Source organism: Hyphomonas sp. UBA3195, from assembly GCF_002366485.1.
GTDB lineage: Bacteria > Pseudomonadota > Alphaproteobacteria > Caulobacterales > Hyphomonadaceae > Hyphomonas.
Genome location: NZ_DEXB01000003.1, coordinates 140,527 through 157,363, shown reverse-complemented (window position 1 = coordinate 157,363; position 16,837 = coordinate 140,527). Strand labels below are relative to the sequence as shown.

General features: G+C 55.2%; 23 protein-coding genes. 15 read left to right on the top strand and 8 right to left on the bottom strand.

Annotated features, from left to right (window positions below):
- Window positions 1-35 precede the first annotated feature (35 nt).
- Both lpdA and B2344_RS01925 read left to right on the top strand, forming a co-directional pair.
- Window positions 36-1,442, top strand: coding sequence for a dihydrolipoyl dehydrogenase (gene lpdA, locus B2344_RS01930; RefSeq protein ID WP_290501542.1), 1,407 nt, complete (start codon window positions 36-38; stop codon window positions 1,440-1,442).
- A 74-nt stretch (window positions 1,443-1,516) separates the two neighbouring features.
- Window positions 1,517-1,960 carry a GNAT family N-acetyltransferase gene (locus tag B2344_RS01925; RefSeq protein WP_290484563.1) on the top strand — a complete coding sequence of 148 codons (444 nt, stop codon included), beginning with the start codon at window positions 1,517-1,519 and terminating at the stop codon, window positions 1,958-1,960.
- Between the two features lies 1 nt (window position 1,961).
- On the opposite strand, the gene B2344_RS01920 is transcribed toward B2344_RS01925, so the two are convergent.
- The 3 genes from B2344_RS01920 to B2344_RS01910 form a co-directional block, all read right to left on the bottom strand.
- The gene (locus tag B2344_RS01920; protein WP_290484562.1) at window positions 1,962-2,273 is read right to left on the bottom strand and encodes a winged helix-turn-helix domain-containing protein; all 312 of its coding nucleotides are present in this window, start codon (window positions 2,271-2,273) and stop codon (window positions 1,962-1,964) included.
- Between the two features lie 5 nt (window positions 2,274-2,278).
- The gene (locus B2344_RS01915) at window positions 2,279-2,899 is read right to left on the bottom strand and encodes a hypothetical protein (protein ID WP_290484561.1); all 621 of its coding nucleotides are present in this window, start codon (window positions 2,897-2,899) and stop codon (window positions 2,279-2,281) included.
- A gap of 108 nt (window positions 2,900-3,007) precedes the next feature.
- Entirely contained in the window at window positions 3,008-3,766 is a 759-nt protein-coding gene (locus B2344_RS01910) for a YebC/PmpR family DNA-binding transcriptional regulator (protein WP_290482644.1), read from the bottom strand.
- A 253-nt stretch (window positions 3,767-4,019) separates the two neighbouring features.
- Here B2344_RS01910 and B2344_RS01905 point away from each other — a divergent pair, with 253 nt between their 5' ends.
- From B2344_RS01905 to B2344_RS01885, 6 genes are all read left to right on the top strand, one after another.
- Window positions 4,020-4,766, top strand: coding sequence for an electron transfer flavoprotein subunit beta/FixA family protein (locus tag B2344_RS01905; RefSeq protein ID WP_034814577.1), 747 nt, complete (start codon window positions 4,020-4,022; stop codon window positions 4,764-4,766).
- On the top strand, window positions 4,766-5,695 hold the full coding sequence (locus tag B2344_RS01900; protein WP_290482643.1) for an electron transfer flavoprotein subunit alpha/FixB family protein: 930 nt from the start codon (window positions 4,766-4,768) through the stop codon (window positions 5,693-5,695). Before B2344_RS01905 ends, B2344_RS01900 begins: the two co-directional genes overlap by 1 nt.
- A gap of 94 nt (window positions 5,696-5,789) precedes the next feature.
- Window positions 5,790-6,491, top strand: a complete 702-nt coding sequence (locus tag B2344_RS01895) for an SDR family oxidoreductase (protein WP_290484560.1) — start codon at window positions 5,790-5,792, stop codon at window positions 6,489-6,491.
- Between the two features lie 170 nt (window positions 6,492-6,661).
- On the top strand, window positions 6,662-7,540 hold the full coding sequence (locus tag B2344_RS01890; RefSeq protein WP_290484559.1) for a 3-hydroxybutyryl-CoA dehydrogenase: 879 nt from the start codon (window positions 6,662-6,664) through the stop codon (window positions 7,538-7,540).
- Between the two features lie 203 nt (window positions 7,541-7,743).
- The gene (locus B2344_RS15985; RefSeq protein WP_414651724.1) at window positions 7,744-7,938 is read left to right on the top strand and encodes a NepR family anti-sigma factor; all 195 of its coding nucleotides are present in this window, start codon (window positions 7,744-7,746) and stop codon (window positions 7,936-7,938) included.
- Between the two features lie 13 nt (window positions 7,939-7,951).
- Window positions 7,952-8,557, top strand: a complete 606-nt coding sequence (locus tag B2344_RS01885) for a sigma-70 family RNA polymerase sigma factor (protein WP_290484558.1) — start codon at window positions 7,952-7,954, stop codon at window positions 8,555-8,557.
- Window positions 8,558-8,563: 6 nt separating this feature from the next.
- Here B2344_RS01885 and B2344_RS01880 read toward each other — a convergent pair whose 3' ends face one another.
- From B2344_RS01880 to B2344_RS01870, 3 genes are read right to left on the bottom strand one after another with little or no spacing between them, the layout of a single operon-like run.
- Complete coding sequence (locus B2344_RS01880; protein WP_290484557.1) at window positions 8,564-9,211, bottom strand: hypothetical protein; 648 nt, start codon at window positions 9,209-9,211, stop codon at window positions 8,564-8,566.
- A gap of 47 nt (window positions 9,212-9,258) precedes the next feature.
- Window positions 9,259-9,657: a hypothetical protein gene (locus tag B2344_RS01875; protein ID WP_206991642.1), complete on the bottom strand. Its 399-nt coding sequence runs from the start codon at window positions 9,655-9,657 to the stop codon at window positions 9,259-9,261.
- Window positions 9,658-9,660: 3 nt separating this feature from the next.
- A complete protein-coding gene (locus tag B2344_RS01870; protein WP_290480207.1) occupies window positions 9,661-9,960 on the bottom strand; it encodes a DUF883 family protein in 300 nt (99 codons plus the stop codon).
- A gap of 20 nt (window positions 9,961-9,980) precedes the next feature.
- On the opposite strand from B2344_RS01870, the gene B2344_RS01865 reads away from it, so the two are divergent.
- Entirely contained in the window at window positions 9,981-10,892 is a 912-nt protein-coding gene (locus tag B2344_RS01865) for a Crp/Fnr family transcriptional regulator (RefSeq protein WP_290484556.1), read from the top strand.
- 36 nt (window positions 10,893-10,928) lie between these two features.
- On the top strand, window positions 10,929-11,093 hold the full coding sequence (locus tag B2344_RS01860) for a hypothetical protein (protein ID WP_156947879.1): 165 nt from the start codon (window positions 10,929-10,931) through the stop codon (window positions 11,091-11,093).
- A 79-nt stretch (window positions 11,094-11,172) separates the two neighbouring features.
- Here B2344_RS01860 and B2344_RS01855 read toward each other — a convergent pair whose 3' ends face one another.
- Complete coding sequence (locus B2344_RS01855) at window positions 11,173-11,967, bottom strand: response regulator (RefSeq protein WP_206993295.1); 795 nt, start codon at window positions 11,965-11,967, stop codon at window positions 11,173-11,175.
- 166 nt (window positions 11,968-12,133) lie between these two features.
- Between B2344_RS01855 and B2344_RS15940 the strand changes: the two genes are divergently transcribed.
- The 3 genes from B2344_RS15940 to B2344_RS01845 are packed head-to-tail and all read left to right on the top strand — an operon-like array spanning window position 12,134 to window position 14,610.
- Window positions 12,134-12,322: a NepR family anti-sigma factor gene (locus B2344_RS15940; protein WP_034814600.1), complete on the top strand. Its 189-nt coding sequence runs from the start codon at window positions 12,134-12,136 to the stop codon at window positions 12,320-12,322.
- A 10-nt stretch (window positions 12,323-12,332) separates the two neighbouring features.
- A complete protein-coding gene (locus tag B2344_RS01850; protein ID WP_206991638.1) occupies window positions 12,333-12,929 on the top strand; it encodes a sigma-70 family RNA polymerase sigma factor in 597 nt (198 codons plus the stop codon).
- A complete protein-coding gene (locus B2344_RS01845) occupies window positions 12,907-14,610 on the top strand; it encodes a sensor histidine kinase (RefSeq protein ID WP_290484555.1) in 1,704 nt (567 codons plus the stop codon). The genes B2344_RS01850 and B2344_RS01845 overlap by 23 nt, the downstream gene beginning before the upstream one ends.
- Before the next feature lie 432 nt (window positions 14,611-15,042).
- Here B2344_RS01845 and B2344_RS01840 read toward each other — a convergent pair whose 3' ends face one another.
- The gene (locus B2344_RS01840; RefSeq protein WP_084333302.1) at window positions 15,043-15,204 is read right to left on the bottom strand and encodes an entericidin A/B family lipoprotein; all 162 of its coding nucleotides are present in this window, start codon (window positions 15,202-15,204) and stop codon (window positions 15,043-15,045) included.
- 163 nt (window positions 15,205-15,367) lie between these two features.
- On the opposite strand from B2344_RS01840, the gene B2344_RS01835 reads away from it, so the two are divergent.
- A complete protein-coding gene (locus B2344_RS01835; RefSeq protein ID WP_034814608.1) occupies window positions 15,368-15,541 on the top strand; it encodes a DUF1328 domain-containing protein in 174 nt (57 codons plus the stop codon).
- A 138-nt stretch (window positions 15,542-15,679) separates the two neighbouring features.
- Window positions 15,680-16,834 (top strand): AI-2E family transporter, encoded by a 1,155-nt coding sequence (locus B2344_RS01830; protein ID WP_290484554.1) that lies wholly within the window; start codon window positions 15,680-15,682, stop codon window positions 16,832-16,834.
- Window positions 16,835-16,837: the final 3 nt, after the last annotated feature.

Here is a 16,837-nt window from a genome sequence, read left to right as displayed (position 1 = left end):
TCCTACTGGGCCCTCTAAGCAAGGCAGATTTCCCCATGGCTGAGACATACGACGTCGTCATTATCGGTGGCGGCCCCGGCGGCTACAATTGCGCAATTCGTGCCGGACAGCTCGGCCTGAAGACCGTGTGTATCGAGGATCGCGGCGTACTGGGCGGCACTTGCCTGAACGTCGGATGCATCCCGTCCAAGGCGCTTCTGCATGCTTCGGAACTCTACGCAACAGCGCAGAACGAATTTGAAGGCATGGGCATCAAGACCGGCAAGCTGGAAATTGATCTCGACCAGATGATGGCTCAAAAAGCCGAAGCGGTCGACGGCCTGACCAAAGGCATCGAATTTCTCTTCAAGAAAAACAAGGTCGATTACATCAAGGGCCGTGGCAAGATCCTTGGCAAAGGGAAAGTCGAAGTCAAAGGGCTCGATGGCAAGACCCAGACCCTGGACACGAAGAACATCGTGATCGCGACGGGCTCTGAGCCAGCCAACCTTCCAGGCATTGAGATCGATGAAGAACGCGTCGTGACAAATGTCGGTGCGCTGTCGCTGACCTCGATTCCAAAACGTCTCGTCCTGATCGGGGCCGGGGTGATCGGTCTCGAAATGGGATCGGTATGGGCACGTCTCGGCTCGGAAGTGACTGTGGTGGAGTATCTTGATCGCGTCATGCCGGGCGCCGATGCGGATGTCGCCAAGGAAGCCCAGAAGATCTTCAAGAAGCAGGGCCTGAATTTCCGTCTCGGCATGAAAGTGACCGGCGTCGAGAAACTCAAATCCAAACTGAAGCTGAGCATGGAGCCGGCTGCGGGCGGTGAAACCGAAGTGCTTGACGCCGATGTCGTAATCGTTGCGATTGGTCGCAAGCCGTACACGGAAGGCCTTGGGCTCGAAGCGGTTGGCGGCACAACAGACAAGCGCGGCGTCGTGCAAGTGACCGATGGTCACTTCAAGGTAGCTGACGGCGTCTGGGCTGTGGGCGATTGCATTCACGGGCCGATGCTGGCGCACAAGGCTGAGGACGACGGCACGGCTGTTGCTGAATTGATCGCTGGCAAGGCAGGCCATGTGAATTACGACCTCGTGCCAAGCGTTGTCTACACCAAGCCGGAAATGGCATGGGTCGGTCAAACGGAAGAGCAGCTGAAAGAAGCAGGCGTGGAATATGTGAAAAGCAAGTTCCCCTTCATGGCCAATTCGCGCGCCCGCACAAACCACGAAACAGACGGGTTCGTGAAAATGCTGGCCGACAAGAAGACCGACAGAATTCTTGGGGTCCATATGGTGGGTGTCGGCGTTGGCGAACTTATCGCCGAGATCTGCGTCGCCATGGAATTCGGTGCGGCCTCGGAAGATATTGCGCGCACGTGTCATGCTCACCCCACTCTCTCGGAAGCGGTCCGTCAGGCGGCGATGGGTATCGAAGGCTGGACGATGCAAATGTAGGCATTCAGCAATTGGCTGAAATGCATCTGATATAAAGAGTGGACCCGATCATGTATCGGGCCCACTCTTTTCACATGTACACACATTCCGGAGCAGGCTGGCATATCCGCGACTTTGAACGCCGGGACTATCGCCCGTGCTATCAATTGTTTCGTGATTGCCTGAGAGAGTTTCCGTGGCGCGGTCCGGCGGCACCCTATCTGAGGCAATTGTTCAACTCCCTGCCGACGGCGCGGGCATGGGTCACCGAAGAGCCACAGGCGGGGGTGGTCGGCTTCCTGACACTGCGCCCTGATTCCGGATATGTGGACCATTTGTTCGTGGCGCCCGATTGGCGCCTATGCGGCGTTGGGCGCGGTCTGCTGCATGTTGGCCGTGAAGCGATGGGCCAGCCATTGCTGCTTGATGTGGACGCACAAAACGCTTCCGCCCGTAAAGCCTATGAGGCGTTGGGCTGGAAAGATTTTGCGCGGGCTGGCGAGGCCGGAAACGAGCAAATTCGTATGATCGGGCCTTGATCTATTCCGCCGCACGCATCAGCGCCTGCATCCGGTCCAGCCAGACCATCCAGGCTTTTCGACCCGGCTCAGTCAAGTGGATACGTGTCTGGGGCCGGCGGCCAACGAAGCGCTTTTCCAATTCGACATATCCGGCCTCTTCCAGTTTCCGCAAATGCGTGGACAGGTTTCCATCTGTCGCTGCGACCTTGTCGCGCAGCTCTCCGAAAATGGCGGGACTGACACTGGATAGGTACGCCATGATGCCGAGGCGGAGACGCCCATGGATGACATCGTCGATGTCGTTATGATTGAAGGGGTTTTTCTCGGGCATGGGCGTTACACTGTTTCCGAGGGTTCGTTCCGCATCAATAGAAGGCCGGGTAACAGGACACAGAGCGCCGCTACAGCTGATCCGAGAAGCACGATATAAGGCGTCTGCATGAGGAGCACCGCTGGCAATGTGCTGGCCATGGCGGCACTGCCGCTGAAAGAGAGGATACGGTTTTGTGCCATCACGCCGGATACGTATTGGGCCAGGCCATAGAGTCCGATCACCATTGGGACTGACCACATGAAGGCGGCGGTACCTTGGCCCAACAGGGCCGCAATGAAAGCTCCCATGAAATAGGCGCCAAGAAAATACCCTGCGGCCTGCCAGACAATGCGAGAGACCTGATTTCCCACTGAGGCTGCGCCCGGCTTGCGGGCAGAAAAGCCTGCCTGCATGATGAACATGCCGCCCATACCGAGGACGACATAGCCGATCCAGAGGAAGGCGAACGCCATGGGCGAAAGACCCCACATGCCCGTCGCAATGGCGTAGTGGCCGAGATAGGCCAGTGTGGTCAGCGCGCCCCACAAGATCAGGAAGCGTCCGCCGAGAAGCGGTGCCTTCTGTCCGGCTTCTGCCAGATCGCGCACATAGGCAAGATCATCGGTGAGGGATTGAGGGTTCATTTTCGTCTCCACAAATAACTTTGAAAAACAAAGTATAATCGTATCGAAGAATGTCAAGCAACCCAAATGGCTGCCAAACGGAGCTTTGTGTTTGGTCAGAAGATTGACTTAGCCCTCGGCGAGGCGGGCCATTTCGGCGTCGGACAGTTCGGAATTGTCGTAGACATTCTGCACGTCATCCAATTCGTCGAGCACGTCCAGCAGCTTCATCAACGTGTCGGCCGCGTCGCCGTCCACGGGGATATTGCTCTGCGGTTTCCAGATCAATTTCGTCGACTTGGCTTCGACATCTGCGCCGAAATGTTCAGTCAGCGCGTCGGCTACGGTCTGGAGGTCTTCGCGAGCCGTGTAGATCCAGTGGCTTTCGGTGTCTGATTCCACGTCCTGAGCGCCCGCAAGGATCGCCGCTTCCATGACTTCGTCTTCGGTGCCCACGCTCGCAGGATATTCGATTTCGCCAACCTGGTCGAAACTGAACGAGACCGAGCCCGTTTCGCCGAGATTGCCGCCATTCTTCGAAAAGGCTGTGCGCACATCGGTCGCCGTGCGGTTCTTGTTGTCGGTTGACGCCTCGACGATTACGCCAACACCGCCGGGCCCGAAGCCTTCATAGCGGATGTCCACATAGTCTTCGCCGCCGCCGCCCTGGCCCTTGTCGATGGCGCGCTGGATATTGTCCTTGGGGACGGACTGGCCCTTGGCGTTCTGAATCGCAAGGCGAAGGCGTGGATTCCCGTCCGGATCTGGTCCGCCCATCTTGGACGCGATCGTGATCTCTTTTGACAGGCGCGCGAAGAGTACGGCGCGCTTCTTGTCCTGCGCACCTTTGCGGTGCTGGATATTTGCCCATTTACTATGGCCTGCCATGGCGCCCTCTTCGAATTTGGTCTGATCAGGAGAAGGGAGGCGTTTAGCGCAGGTTTGCAAAACGGCCAAGCTCCCCGTGTGCGACGGGCTATCTGGGGCAGGGAATTGTATTTCTGCCGCACATAGGAGCGAGCTTTGCAAAATTTTCCGCGCCAAATTGACACTTACGTCAACGTCAACCTTGCGTCTTTTCTGCGCGGGCGTTAGGCACACCCCACACGAGTTTAATTCCAACTATGTCTGGAGCGGTTGTATGAAGGTCCTGGTACCGGTCAAACGCGTCATCGACTATAACGTCAAAGTTCGGGTGAAGCCCGATCAGACGGGTGTCGATCTCGCAAACGTCAAAATGTCGATGAACCCATTTGACGAGATTTCTGTCGAAGAAGCAGTTCGCATGAAGGAAGCCGGCACGGCGACCGAAGTTGTGATCGTGTCCATCGGTCCGAAACAGGCTCAGGAAACCATTCGCACAGCGCTGGCCATGGGCGGCGACCGCGGCATCTTGATCAATACGGACGAAACCGTCGAACCGCTGGCGGTTGCGAAAATCCTTGCAAAAGTTGTTGCAGAAGAGAGCCCGGACCTGGTGCTCCTCGGCAAGCAGGCCATTGACGATGATTCCAACCAGACCGGCCAGATGCTGGCAGCGTTGCTGGACTGGCCACAAGGCACATTCGCTTACAAGATCGAGAAGGACGGCGACGCCCTGACCGTGACCCGCGAAGTCGATGGCGGCCTGCAGACCGTGAAACTGGCCACACCGGCAATTGTCACCGTCGATCTGCGCCTTAACGAGCCGCGCTACGCGTCTCTGCCAAACATCATGAAGGCGAAGAAGAAGCCAATCGATGAGAAAGCTCCCGGCGATTATGGCGTCGACATCTCGCCGCGCCTGTCAGTTGTGAAAGTGACTGAGCCGCCTGTGCGCGAGGCGGGCGAAAAGGTCGAAGACGTTGCGACGCTTGTTTCGAAACTCAAATCAGCGGGAGCGATCTAATGGCTGTTCTGGTTATTGCTGAACACGACAATGCGTCCCTGAACGACGCGACCCACAAAGTTGTTACCGCAGCTGCAAAGTTTGGCGGCGACGTAGACATCCTGGTGGCTGGCGAAGGCGCAGGCGACGTGGCAGCTTCTGCTGCCAAGGTTTCCGGTGTCCGCAAGGTCGTTCACGTGGATGGCGCCTCGGTTGCAAAGCAACTGGCGGAAGCCATGGAAGCCCTCGTTGTGCCAATGATGTCCGGCTATGACGCCGTTTTCATCCCGGCTACGACGACGGGCAAGAACATGGCTCCGCGTATCGCGGCCAAGCTGGACGTCATGCAGCTGTCGGATATCACGGATGTCATCGACACCGACACGTTCGAGCGTCCGATCTATGCCGGCAACGCCATCCTGACGGTGAAGTCTTCCGATGCGAAGAAAGTCATCACGGTTCGTGGCACGGCGTTCGAAGCTGCTGGTGAAGATGGTTCGGCTTCGGTCGAAGCAGCAGATGCACCTGCAGGACCATTCAAATCCGAATTCGTGTCGGAGCAGATGGTCAAATCCGACCGTCCGGAACTGGCTGGCGCGAAACGCGTCGTGTCCGGTGGCCGCGCGCTGGGCTCGAAAGAAGAATTTGACCGCCTGATCGTGCCGCTGGCTGACAAGCTGGAAGCAGCTGTCGGCGCTTCGCGCGCCGCTGTCGATGCGGGCTACGCCCCGAACGATTATCAGGTGGGCCAGACCGGCAAAATCGTTGCGCCTGAACTGTATGTTGCTGTCGGCATCTCCGGGGCCATCCAGCACCTTGCTGGTATGAAGGACTCCAAGATCATTGTCGCGATCAACAAGGACGAAGAGGCTCCGATTTTCCAGGTCGCCGATTATGGCCTGGTTGCAGACCTCTTCAATGCCGTCCCGGAACTGACCGAGGCGCTGTAAGCTTTTCGGCCCTGACTGAATTCAACCCGCAACTCCTCAGGGGAGTTGCGGGTTGTTTTGTATAGAGCGAGCTAAGCCATGATCAGGAGATTGCATGCGAACAGTCATCGTAACAGGTGCAGCGTCGGGTATCGGCCGTGCAATTGCAGTGCATTTTGCCAATGAAGATTGGCGCGTCGCTGCGCTGGATATCGATCATGATGGTCTTGCCTCGCTCCCGAAAGACGGGATTCAGCCGATTTGGTGTGACCTGTCATCCGAAGAGAGTATTCGCGCCGCGGTAGCAGATGCCGGGTTTGAACAGCTTGACCTGCTCGTGAACAATGGCGGACCGGCCGAGCCCGTCGCCGGGCCTCTTGAGGAGATGAGTCTCAATGACTGGAATAGCTGGATTGCACCGCACCTGACCGGCAGTTTCCTGATGGCGCGAGAATGCATGCCTTGTTTGCGCGCTGCCAAGGGCAGTATCGTCAATATGACATCGACCCGGGCGTATCAGTCGGAGCCGGACACCTATGGGTATGCGGCGGCTAAGGGCGGGATCATTGGCCTGACACATGCGCTGGCCATCGGTCTCGGGCCGGATGTCCGGGCCAACGCAATTGCGCCCGGCTGGATCAATTCAACTGGTGACGTGCTGTCTGGTGAGGCGCACGCGCAGCATCCAGTCGGTCGAGTGGGGGAAGTCGAAGATATCGTACATGCGGTGGCCTACCTGTCTGGTGCTGGCTTTGTGACGGGTCAGGTGCTGACAGTGGACGGCGGCATGACACGCAGGATGATTTACACCGCCTAGCGCGGGATCGATCCTGACTTACCCACTTCGGTCTTGTCGGACCGTCTGCAGGCGGGACCATCGTGCACGATTGCGGATATACCCGCGGCGACTGCATCCCAGACTTGTGTTTGACGCACTGCACAAACAGGATATGACATCTCTCTTTTACGACGATCTGGACGAGACTTATGGCAGACCTGAAGACAATTGGCGTGATTGGCGCGGGCCAGATGGGGAATGGTATTGCCCATGTCAGTGCGCTGGCCGGATACGACGTCGTTCTCAGTGATATTTCCGAAGAGTCTCTCGCCAAAGGCATGAAAGCGATTGAACGTAATATGGCCCGCCAGGTTGGGCGGGGACAATACGATCAGGGCGATATGGACACTGCGCTCGGGCGCATTAAGCCAACAACTGTCTTGAAGGACCATGAGGCCGCCAACCTTGTTATTGAGGCCGCCACAGAGCGCCGCGAAATCAAGGAACAGATCTTTCGTTCAATCTGTGAAATCGTGCCTACGAGTACATTTCTGGCGACGAATACGTCGTCCATTTCGATCACCCGGCTTGCGTCCGTCACCGACCGTCCCGAACGGTTTATCGGGCTTCACTTCATGAATCCCGTTCCGCTGATGAAGCTGGTTGAAGTGATCCGTGGGCTCGCAACGGATCAGGAAACCTACGAAACCGCCATCGAGTTTGCAGGGCGCCTAGAGAAGACGACCACGAATGCCGAGGACTACCCGGCCTTTATCGTCAACCGGATCCTTGTGCCCATGATCAATGAGGCCGTCTACGCTCTCTACGAGGGTGTAGGCACGGTTGAAAGCATTGATACGGCGATGCGCCTGGGCGCAAATCATCCGATGGGGCCGTTGACGCTTGCCGACTTCATCGGTCTCGATACATGTCTGTCGATCATGCAAGTTTTGCATGATGGTCTTGCCGACACCAAATACAGACCGTGTCCATTGCTCGTGAAATATGTTGAAGCGGGCTGGGTTGGGAAAAAAGTCGGCAAGGGATTCTACGACTATTCCGGGCCCGAGCCTGTTCCAACGAGATAGAATAACTCCCCCGCATCTCTTTCTATAGAAAGGGGCTGTCGTCTGAAGCGTGCTGTTCCGCAGAGGCGGCGGGTGGTTGACTGTATTTCAACCAATAGTGGTTTTAGATTCGTTAACCCGCCACTGATTTACTTCTGTATGAAGTCAAGACAGATCGTATGGTGGGAACGAATTCATGATTTGTTATTTTGGCGAACGGATAAATGGTGCGCATGAGCGCCCGTCGTCCCGAACGCAGAAGAATATTCGCTTTCACGACCAAGGCGACGGGAGGGAGTCGGCGGTTCGAAGCTCACCTGCGAGCCGAGTACGCGGCCGTGGTGACAGAGCCTCTTCCCTACCGATTTCGGGAACTTCTTGGCGCCATGAGAGAAGTGGAGACCTCGCTAAAGCGATAGGATACGTGACGGCATGACCGATACCGGAGAAAATCCCAACCCAGACTGGTCCTTTGTTGATGAGCTGGAGGCATTGTTACCTCAAATGCGCGCGTTCGCGCGTAGCCTTTGCCATGATGCGACGCTGGCCGACGACATCGTTCAGTCTGCATGCCTGAAAGCCTGGGCGGCGGCGGAATCTTTCGATCGAACCGCAAGGATGAGACCGTGGATCCTGCGAATTGTTCGAAATGAGTATCTCCAGCACAGCCGTCGCGCTTGGCGCAATGTTGATGTTGAAAGCGGATTTCTCGAAGAAGCTCTTGTTGATAACACATCAGCTGAAATGCTGAGGGAGGCGTCGCACGCTGTCCAGGCAATCTACTCCCTGCCGATCAAACAAAGGGATGCAGTCATTCTGGTTCTGGCGGCCGGCCTCACTTATGAGGAAGCGGGTGCGATCATGGACTGCTCGCCTGGAACAATCAAAAGCCGGGCAAGTCGGGCGCGCGCAGTTCTGATGGATGAGCTGAATGGAATTGTTCCGGCCGTTTCCAATGACACGGCCGGGCTTGCTGAGCAGTCCACATTACATCAGTTGGTGATACATGCCGAAGTGCTTATGGCCGAGGCTGCCTGATTGATATCAGGCCATGAGCAGGAAAACGCTCACCGAATAAATGATCATCAATGCGGCGGTCTTGATGGCAGCAGACGCAAGAAATGGTCGCAGATCGGACCAGGACGTATCTCGAGCGATGGCGGCGACAGAGGTTGCAATGTCATGCTCGATCCCTTCGCGGGATTGACCCGAAAGCACCAGCATGACTTTCGAAGAGCGAGTGGACGGAGCAGATTGGGCTTCCGTCAGGACTTGCTGAAACACATGCCCGGCGACGACCTCACCGAGCGCGCGCTTGGGGCGCCAGCCATAGCGAGAAAGTTCTACTAGCCCAAGCCGAACAAAGGGCCACGTAACCCAGATATCACGAACAAGAAACGCGGCGAGAATACCTGTCACACCCCAGATAAAATAAGGCCGCTCAATAACGCCGCCATGGAAAAGTCCCCAAAGCGTCGCGAGGATAAGCAGTTTGATAGCCGTCGCGATAGCGAATGACCGAAAGCTCTTTTTGAGAAAATCATCTGCATGGCGCTTGATCTGGCGACGCGTTTCCACGGCTGCTGTCTCGATCACCTTGTTCTTCTGGGCAGAAACCCCGCGTTCGAGGTATCTGCGGCCAAAAGCCAATCCGGCACCAACCGCTGAGGCAACAAGCAGAAATGATCTCATGCTAACAATATAGGTGTTCTGGCATGATTTGTCTGTAATTGGCGCCGCTAAAGCAAACCGAGTAGAAGCCTCTGGGCATGACGTGTCGCGGTCTTGGGGTCACGCACAAGCGTGTATCCGAGCAACATCGCGCCCGCGGATACAGAGACCGGATATTTCTGGACCAGGGATTTCAGCGTGTCGAACGGAAGGTCTGCCAATGCATTCGCCGTGGACTCTTCCAAATCATCGATCTCTTCTGATGATTTGCGATAGGGTAGCAGGAATATATACAGCATAAGGGCAGCAATTGCCACAAGGATGGCGGCCACTGTGAAGCAGGCCGCCGTCAATCCGATGACAGATGCCAGCGCCAATATTCCGGCTACAGACAAAGCAAACATGCCGCCGAAACCGCATACGATTCCGGCGACAGCCGCGAACAGCCTAAGCTTTGTCGCGTCCATGAATTATTTGCCCCTCATCATCGCGAGAATGAGTCCAGCCCCGAACGCGATTCCGACAGCGGCTAGCGGATTCTTGCGAATTTCCGTTTCAACATCGTCGCGGGTTTCCTTGAACTGGCCGGAAGCTTTCTCGGCCATTTCCTTGCCTTTTTCAACTCCGGCTTGCGCCTTCACCTTCGCAAGGCCCCGGACGTCTTCCATTACGCTTTTCAGGTCGCCGCGAAGCATGGCAATGTCATCCTTGAGCGCAGCGTAATCGCCCTCGGTTTCAGCTTTGAGTGTGGTGGCTGTCTTGGTGTTCACGTTAAATCTCCTGATTTCGTGTGCGCCAATACAACGATCGATCGAAACTTTCGTTCCATCGAGTGCCAGCAGTTTTCGGTGATGGAACCTTGCACAGCTACATTCGTTTGAACCGCATGAACGTATTCAGAAACAGAATTTCCCAATATGCCTCACTAAGAGATGATGCGTGGTCCAAATTCGATCAAATCGATTTTCAAACCCGCGCATTTCAATCCGGCGATGACATAATCCGTGTGGGGGAAACTCCCACAAAGATATTTATCGTGAAAGAAGGCTGGGCAATTCGACACCGTTCTCTTGATGATGGCCGTCGCCAGATCGTCAACTTCATGTTGCCTGGTGATGTGTTCGATATGCAAGTCATTGCCGGTGTGAAGGCAGACCACTCAGTGACCGCCATAACGCGCACTGTCGTGGCGACGGTTGCAGCGGATCAGTTCATGAATGTGCTGCGCAGCGATGCCGATGTCGCGGCAGCTTTCTGGTGGGCAGCGGTGCAGGAAGAATCCATCCTGCGTGAACAGATTGTCCGCGTCGGTCGCAGGTCTGCCAAGGAGCGTATCGCACACCTATTGCTTGAGCTTCAAAGAAGATTGAGAGCTGCAGTTGGTGGAGTAGAAGATCACCTGCCCATGCCTTTGACGCGCACGGACCTAGCGGATGCGCTCGGCCTGACCCCGGTTCATGTGTCGAGGACAATGTCAGCCCTGCGCCGATCGGGCCTTATCGATGAGTCCCGAGGCCAGGTCACCATTCTCGATAGAAGGCGCATGGAGAGTTTGTCGCAATTCGACACTGATTATCTCCATGTTCGCAAACTCGATTTCGTGGCGCGAGCCAACCTGAACGGTGGTTCGCATTCGCCTTTGTCGAACGGCGCTATCTCGTCTCACACAAATCAACACCGCGTTCCCCGCAATGACAATTGATTCAGGGGTAACACTCAAACAGGATTGGAATAATTCATGCCAGACACAACTCATCAAGAAGAGGTCTCTACAACTGAGGCACGCCAGGGCCGTCGCCGGACGGGCTTGTTGAGCGTTATGGGGATCGGTATCGTCATCGCTCTCGTCGGCATGTTGCTGGTGCTGGCATTGACCGGCATGTTTGCGCCTGCCAGCGTCTGACATATCTCGGATTCATGAACAAAGGCCGCCCGTACATCATTATGTACGGGCGGCCTTTTGATTGCGCGACATCGGAAGTTTAGGCGTCCACCCGCTTTTCGTTGGCGGGATGGAAGAATAGCGCCTGACCGATCGCAGCCTTCACAGTATTTTCCTGGAAGGGCTTTGGAATCAGGTAGGTCGGCTCCGGGCGCTCGCCAGTCAGCAGGCGTTCGGGGAAGGCCGTGATGAAGATGATCGGCACGTCATGATCGGCCAAAATGTCGTGGGCGGCATCAATACCGGACGACCCATCTGCAAGTTGGATGTCACAGAGAACCAGGCCTGGCGGATTCGCGCCGAAGAGAGAGAGCGCTTCGCGATGCGTGGTTGCGATACCGGTGACCGTATGGCCGAGGTCTTCGACGAGACTTTCAAGATCTGCAGCAATAATGGGCTCATCCTCAATTATGAGAACTTTCGTAGCGAGCTCGCCCTCAATTTCTCTTTGAGCATCTTGTTCGAGAACACGCTGCTCTTTTTCAGAAATTCCGAGGATGTAAGCTGCGTCCGAAGCAGAAAATCCCTCAAGGGCTGTCAGCAGGAAAGCTTGCCGCTGGATGGGTGCAAGTGACTGCAGTCGCTTGTCTGCAGGATCGCCTTTGTTACTATCTTTTCCTTCAAGCTGGGCGCCTGTCGTGCCCCAGATGACGTGGAAAAAGCGGTAAAGCGAAAGACGAGAATCCTCCACATTGTCGACAACTTCCGGATTTTCGACGAGCGCTTGAAGTGACGCGCGAATATACGCGTCTCCGCTGTCTTGACTGCCTGTTAGCGCCCGGGCGTACCGGCGCAAGAATGGCAGATGGGGGGCAAACGATTGTACCAAACTCATTGGGAACCTCTCTTCTGGGACCGCATTAACAATTCGTGAAAGCTGCTTCGGTTCCACACTAGTGCAAAATACTGCATTAGTGTGGAACTTATATGGTGCCGGATTGTTTAACTATCAGACTCATATAGTTAGGTATCAGATCGTGAATCAGGATAGTTTGGACGGAATGGAAAAGAACGGACGCAAAAACTCCGTCAAATCCGACCTCGGCAGCAAGAGGCGGACGCAGCGCATTGGTGAACAATTGCGCCGCGTATATGACGAAGTAGCGCAAGAAGATGTGCCCGATGAGTTCCTGCGGCTTCTCGAGGAAGCCGATAGGGCTCGGCCATCTTCCACCTCAGACAAATCCTGAGGGGGCTTCCATGACAGACAATACGGAAAAACTCAGCGATCCTGAATTCAAACGCGAACTTGCTGCGCTAATCCCACATTTGCGGGCTTTTGCGCGCAGCTTGTGCGGTGATGCGACGCTTGCAGATGACCTTGCACAGGATGCAATGCTGAAAGCGTGGAACGCGCGACAATCCTTTCAGGCCGGCACGAATATGAAGGCGTGGGCCTTCACGATTCTCCGAAATGTTTTCTATTCGGAAAAACGCCGGTCTTGGCGCCGCACCCCACTTGATCCTGAAGTTGCCGAAGCAACGCTGGTGTCAAACAGTAACCCATCCGACACGCTCGACCTGCTCGCCATGCGCAATGCGCTCGGTAGGTTGCCAATTGATCAGCGTGAGGCCCTCATTCTGGTGGGTGCGGGCGGCTTGCCCTATGAGGAAGCTGCGGAGATTTGCGGAGTGGCTGTCGGAACGATCAAAAGCCGGGTGTCTCGTGCCAGGAAAGCTGTCGTCGAGATTCTGGAATCAAATGGGGCGGGATTCAGCGACGACTCCGAAATGAGGGCGGAAGACGCCTTCAATGACATCATGCGGCAGGCAGATGATATTGCCGGTGTCGGGTAACCAGGGTGGGTTAGACCAGGGGGAGAGCAAGGGCGCAAACGCGGCACCTTTGCGCAATAAGCTCGTTTTGACGCTGGCAGCTGCGCTGACACCCGTTCTCCTGCTGTCTGCGTTCAAGGCCTATATCGACGCCCGGGATATTCGGGAAAGCCAGGCCCAAAACCTTGTCGTTGTTGCGGGCGCAGCCATTGATGGTGTGAACCAGTCGCTACAGCAAGCAGAGTTATTGCTCTCGCTCTATGAGCCGCGATTGACGGCGGGCGAGTGTAGCGGTGTATTCAACGAATTGTCTGAATATCTGCCGTCGCTCACCAATGTCGTGGCGTTTGACAAGGACAGTGAAGTTGTCTGTGCCAGTGTAGGTACACCCACACTCAGTCGTGACAATCAGGTTCTGCATGACAGATTAAGGGCCGGAGGAGACTCCTTTGCTCGGAGTGACGCATTCTTTGGGTCCGCAAGTGACGAGTGGCTCTTTGCGCTCAATAAACGCGTCGAGGACGAAGCCGGAAATTTTGTGGGCATCCACACATTTGCATTGAGTGCAATTGAGCTCGCCAATCTCGTTCAGGCCGGCTATCTGCCCGATTACGTTTCCCTTTCCATCGCAGATGAGACGGGCAGGGTGTTTGGAGATCCCATTATTGGGCCAATCCCGTCCGAATGGATTGAGCAGGTGAAGGAAACGCGCGCCGCCCAATTGTTCCGGGCAGAGCAGAGCGGTGGCGGTTCCACGGATGTTGTGCTGCGACCTGTCGGTGATTCCAACATATTCGCAGTGATCGCGCGTCCCTCCTACGGTTTGTGGAATGATTTCTTTTTGCGGCCCGCGACTTCGTTCGGGCTACCCTTACTTGCGTTCGCAGTAACACTGCTGGCGGCTTGGATGGCGATTGACGGATTGGTGCTGAGGTGGATCTCTCGCTTGACCCGCACAGTTCGTATCTATGGCGCGGGGCGGTATCAATTCAAAGCGGGTAACTCTTTTGTGGATGCCCCCTCGGAGATTCGCAATTTGGCGACCGCGATGGAAGTCATGGCGAAAGATATCGACCATCGCGACCAGGATCTCAAAGAGGCTATCTCCACGCGCGATGCGGCCGTGAAAGAGATTCACCATCGCGTGAAGAACAATCTCCAGATTGTTACAAGCTTCCTGAACTTGCAGGGTCGACAGTTGAAGGACCCACAGGCCCGGGATGCAATTGCGGCGACGCGCCACCGTATCGATGCCTTGGCGATTGTTCACCAAACATTGTACCAGAATGAGCGCCTGGAAACCGTCGATATGCGACCCTTCCTTACCGGACTTCTCAATCATCTTTCGGATGCATTGGGCATGTCAGAGGCGGGCATAAACCTCGTCCAATCTTATGCCGAAATCCAGCGGGATGCCGACGATGCCATTCCGATGGCTTTGTTCATTGTCGAGGCAGTCACCAACGCGATGAAGTATGCCTTTGAAGAAGATGGCGGCGAAGTTGCTGTGCGCCTTTCATTGGTAAACGAAAAGGTCATTCTCGATATCAGGGACACAGGTCTCGGCTATGACTCAGCGGATGAGGACTCCGGACTGGGCTCCAAGCTCATGGTCGCTTTTGCAAGACAATTGTCTGCGGAGTTCACGACCGAAGCGCGACCAGGACTGGGCTGCTCGCATAAGCTTGTCATGGATATTTAGGTAGAAGAGCAACATCCAGTCCGCCCCGTGTGTCAGCATGCAGGACAATGCGGAACTCGCATCGCTTGGATGCGTAAGTTGTTTATGGTCAACGCAGTACATCCCCGGATAGACATTCAACGCCAATCCCGTAGTTTGCGCTCTCACTTCGATATATTTCGTCGCTTGAACGGTCCTCGTCGCGTCGGGGCGATATTTTCTGTACTGATTATTGGACTCGGGCAGATCTGGACCTGTTTGCGCAAACACACAGAGCTGATGCGCGCCAGCAAGCGAACACGAGTTTTGCTGATCTCCTATTCCGGCCAAGCGGTTCATTCCACACAATAAGTCGTTCTTGCTGCCCTGCGAGTACCGCTCACTTCCAACATATGAGCAAAAAAAGACACGCTCGATTCGAGCGTGTCTTTTCAGGCTTGGTTTGCAGCCCGCTTAGTCGTTGATGTCTTCCTCAACGTCCCGTGCGGTATCCTGGATAACTTCGCCACCGGCTTCGACATCCTTGCCAACGCCGTCGACAGTGTTGCAGGCTGCCAGCAGGGTGGCCAGGGCGCCCAAGGCACCGAGTGTTGCGATCTTCACGGTATTTTTCATGATAATTCCTTTCCGCTTTAAGCAGTAAACAAACGTTACCCGTGTCCCTTGGTTCCGATGGTCGATAAAAAAATAATCTGGAACTCGGATGCCTGCCACCGGGTTGTACTGTCATCGTATCGACCACGACGCGTCGATTTGTTTGATAGAAGGAGTTATTGTCATGCTCGGTTGGGCAATCGCATTTTTCGTATTGGCGTTGATCGCCGCAGTCCTCGGCTTTGGTGGCATCGCTGGTGCTTCGGCAGGTATCGCCAAAATCCTGTTCTTCGTTTTCCTCGTTCTGTTGGTCTTGTCCTTCGTGGCACGGGCCGTCCGTGGACGAAATGTGACCTAGTGAGGTTTGCATCTTTTTGAAAAGGGCGTTGCAATTGCAGCGCCCTTTTTGTGCTTTCTTTCTATAAAGACCGCAATGGAACTATTTTCCCGCACCGGCGTAGGTTAATTAAGGCGTCACCGGGAGGAGGTATAGGCTGTGCAAGAATACATGGCTTCCCCGGATGCTCCAGACAACAAACGAGATGTGGTGCGCAACTGGGCCATCACCGGAATATTCTGGATCCTCGTGCTTGGGACGCTGAGTCTTGCCCAAGGTGTATTTGTTCCAATTATCTCCGCATTTGTTCTTGCGCTGACTTTCAGTCCTGTGAGGCGCGCACTTGGCCGGATCGGAATTCCGGCGGGCGCTGCGGCCGGCATAATCATGGTCAGTCTTCTCGTTGTGTTCGGAGTCCTATTCTACTTCATATCTGAGGCCCTACAGCAGTATATGAGTGACGCTCCTACGTTCGCTGCTGAAGTTCGCCGCGAATTAAGTGGTCTTTTTGGTACAATTGAGCCTGTATTGAAGGCTGGCGACCAGATTGATGCGCTTACAAGCCAGGGTAAACAGCAGACAGTCGCGATACGAGAGCCAGGTTTCGTCAGTGTAATGACCCAAGCCACGCCGGCTGTGGTCAGCCAATTGATCGTGACGTTGACGTTGAGCTTTTTCCTGATTGCATCGGGTGACATGTTTTACGAAAAGCTCGTGCAGGTCATGCCCAAGCTCAAGGACAAGCGACGAGCGTTGGCAGCTGCGCGCACTATAGAAAACCAGCTTTCAACTTATCTTTTCACCATTACAGCGATCAATGCAGTGCTCGGCATGGTCATTGGTTCGGTTATGTGGGCGATCGGGATGCCCAATCCGCTGCTGTTCGGGTTGGGCGCATTCCTGCTCAACTATATTCCGTATATTGGCTCCATCGGAGGAATCACAGTTTCACTCGTGACCGGTTTGGTGACCTTTGACAACACTCTCCAGGCGCTACTGCCTGCACTGCTTTATTGGCTGATAAACACCATAGAAGGACAGTTTTTAACGCCGGTGCTGGTGGGGCGCCGCCTCAAGCTGAATGCGGTCGTTGTATTCATTTCATTTGCACTGTGGGCTTGGGTTTGGTCATTCATGGGAATGTTGTTGTCGACGCCGATCCTGCTAATGGCAAAAGTCGTGTCCGACAATGTGAATGGATTGGAGAGCTTCGGCAAATTCCTGGGTGATCGGGACGACCTGTCCGGTTCGGATTCACGATTGATGAAATTTGTGTTCCGCCAAAAAGATACACCACTTTCGGAAGAAGGATAAGAA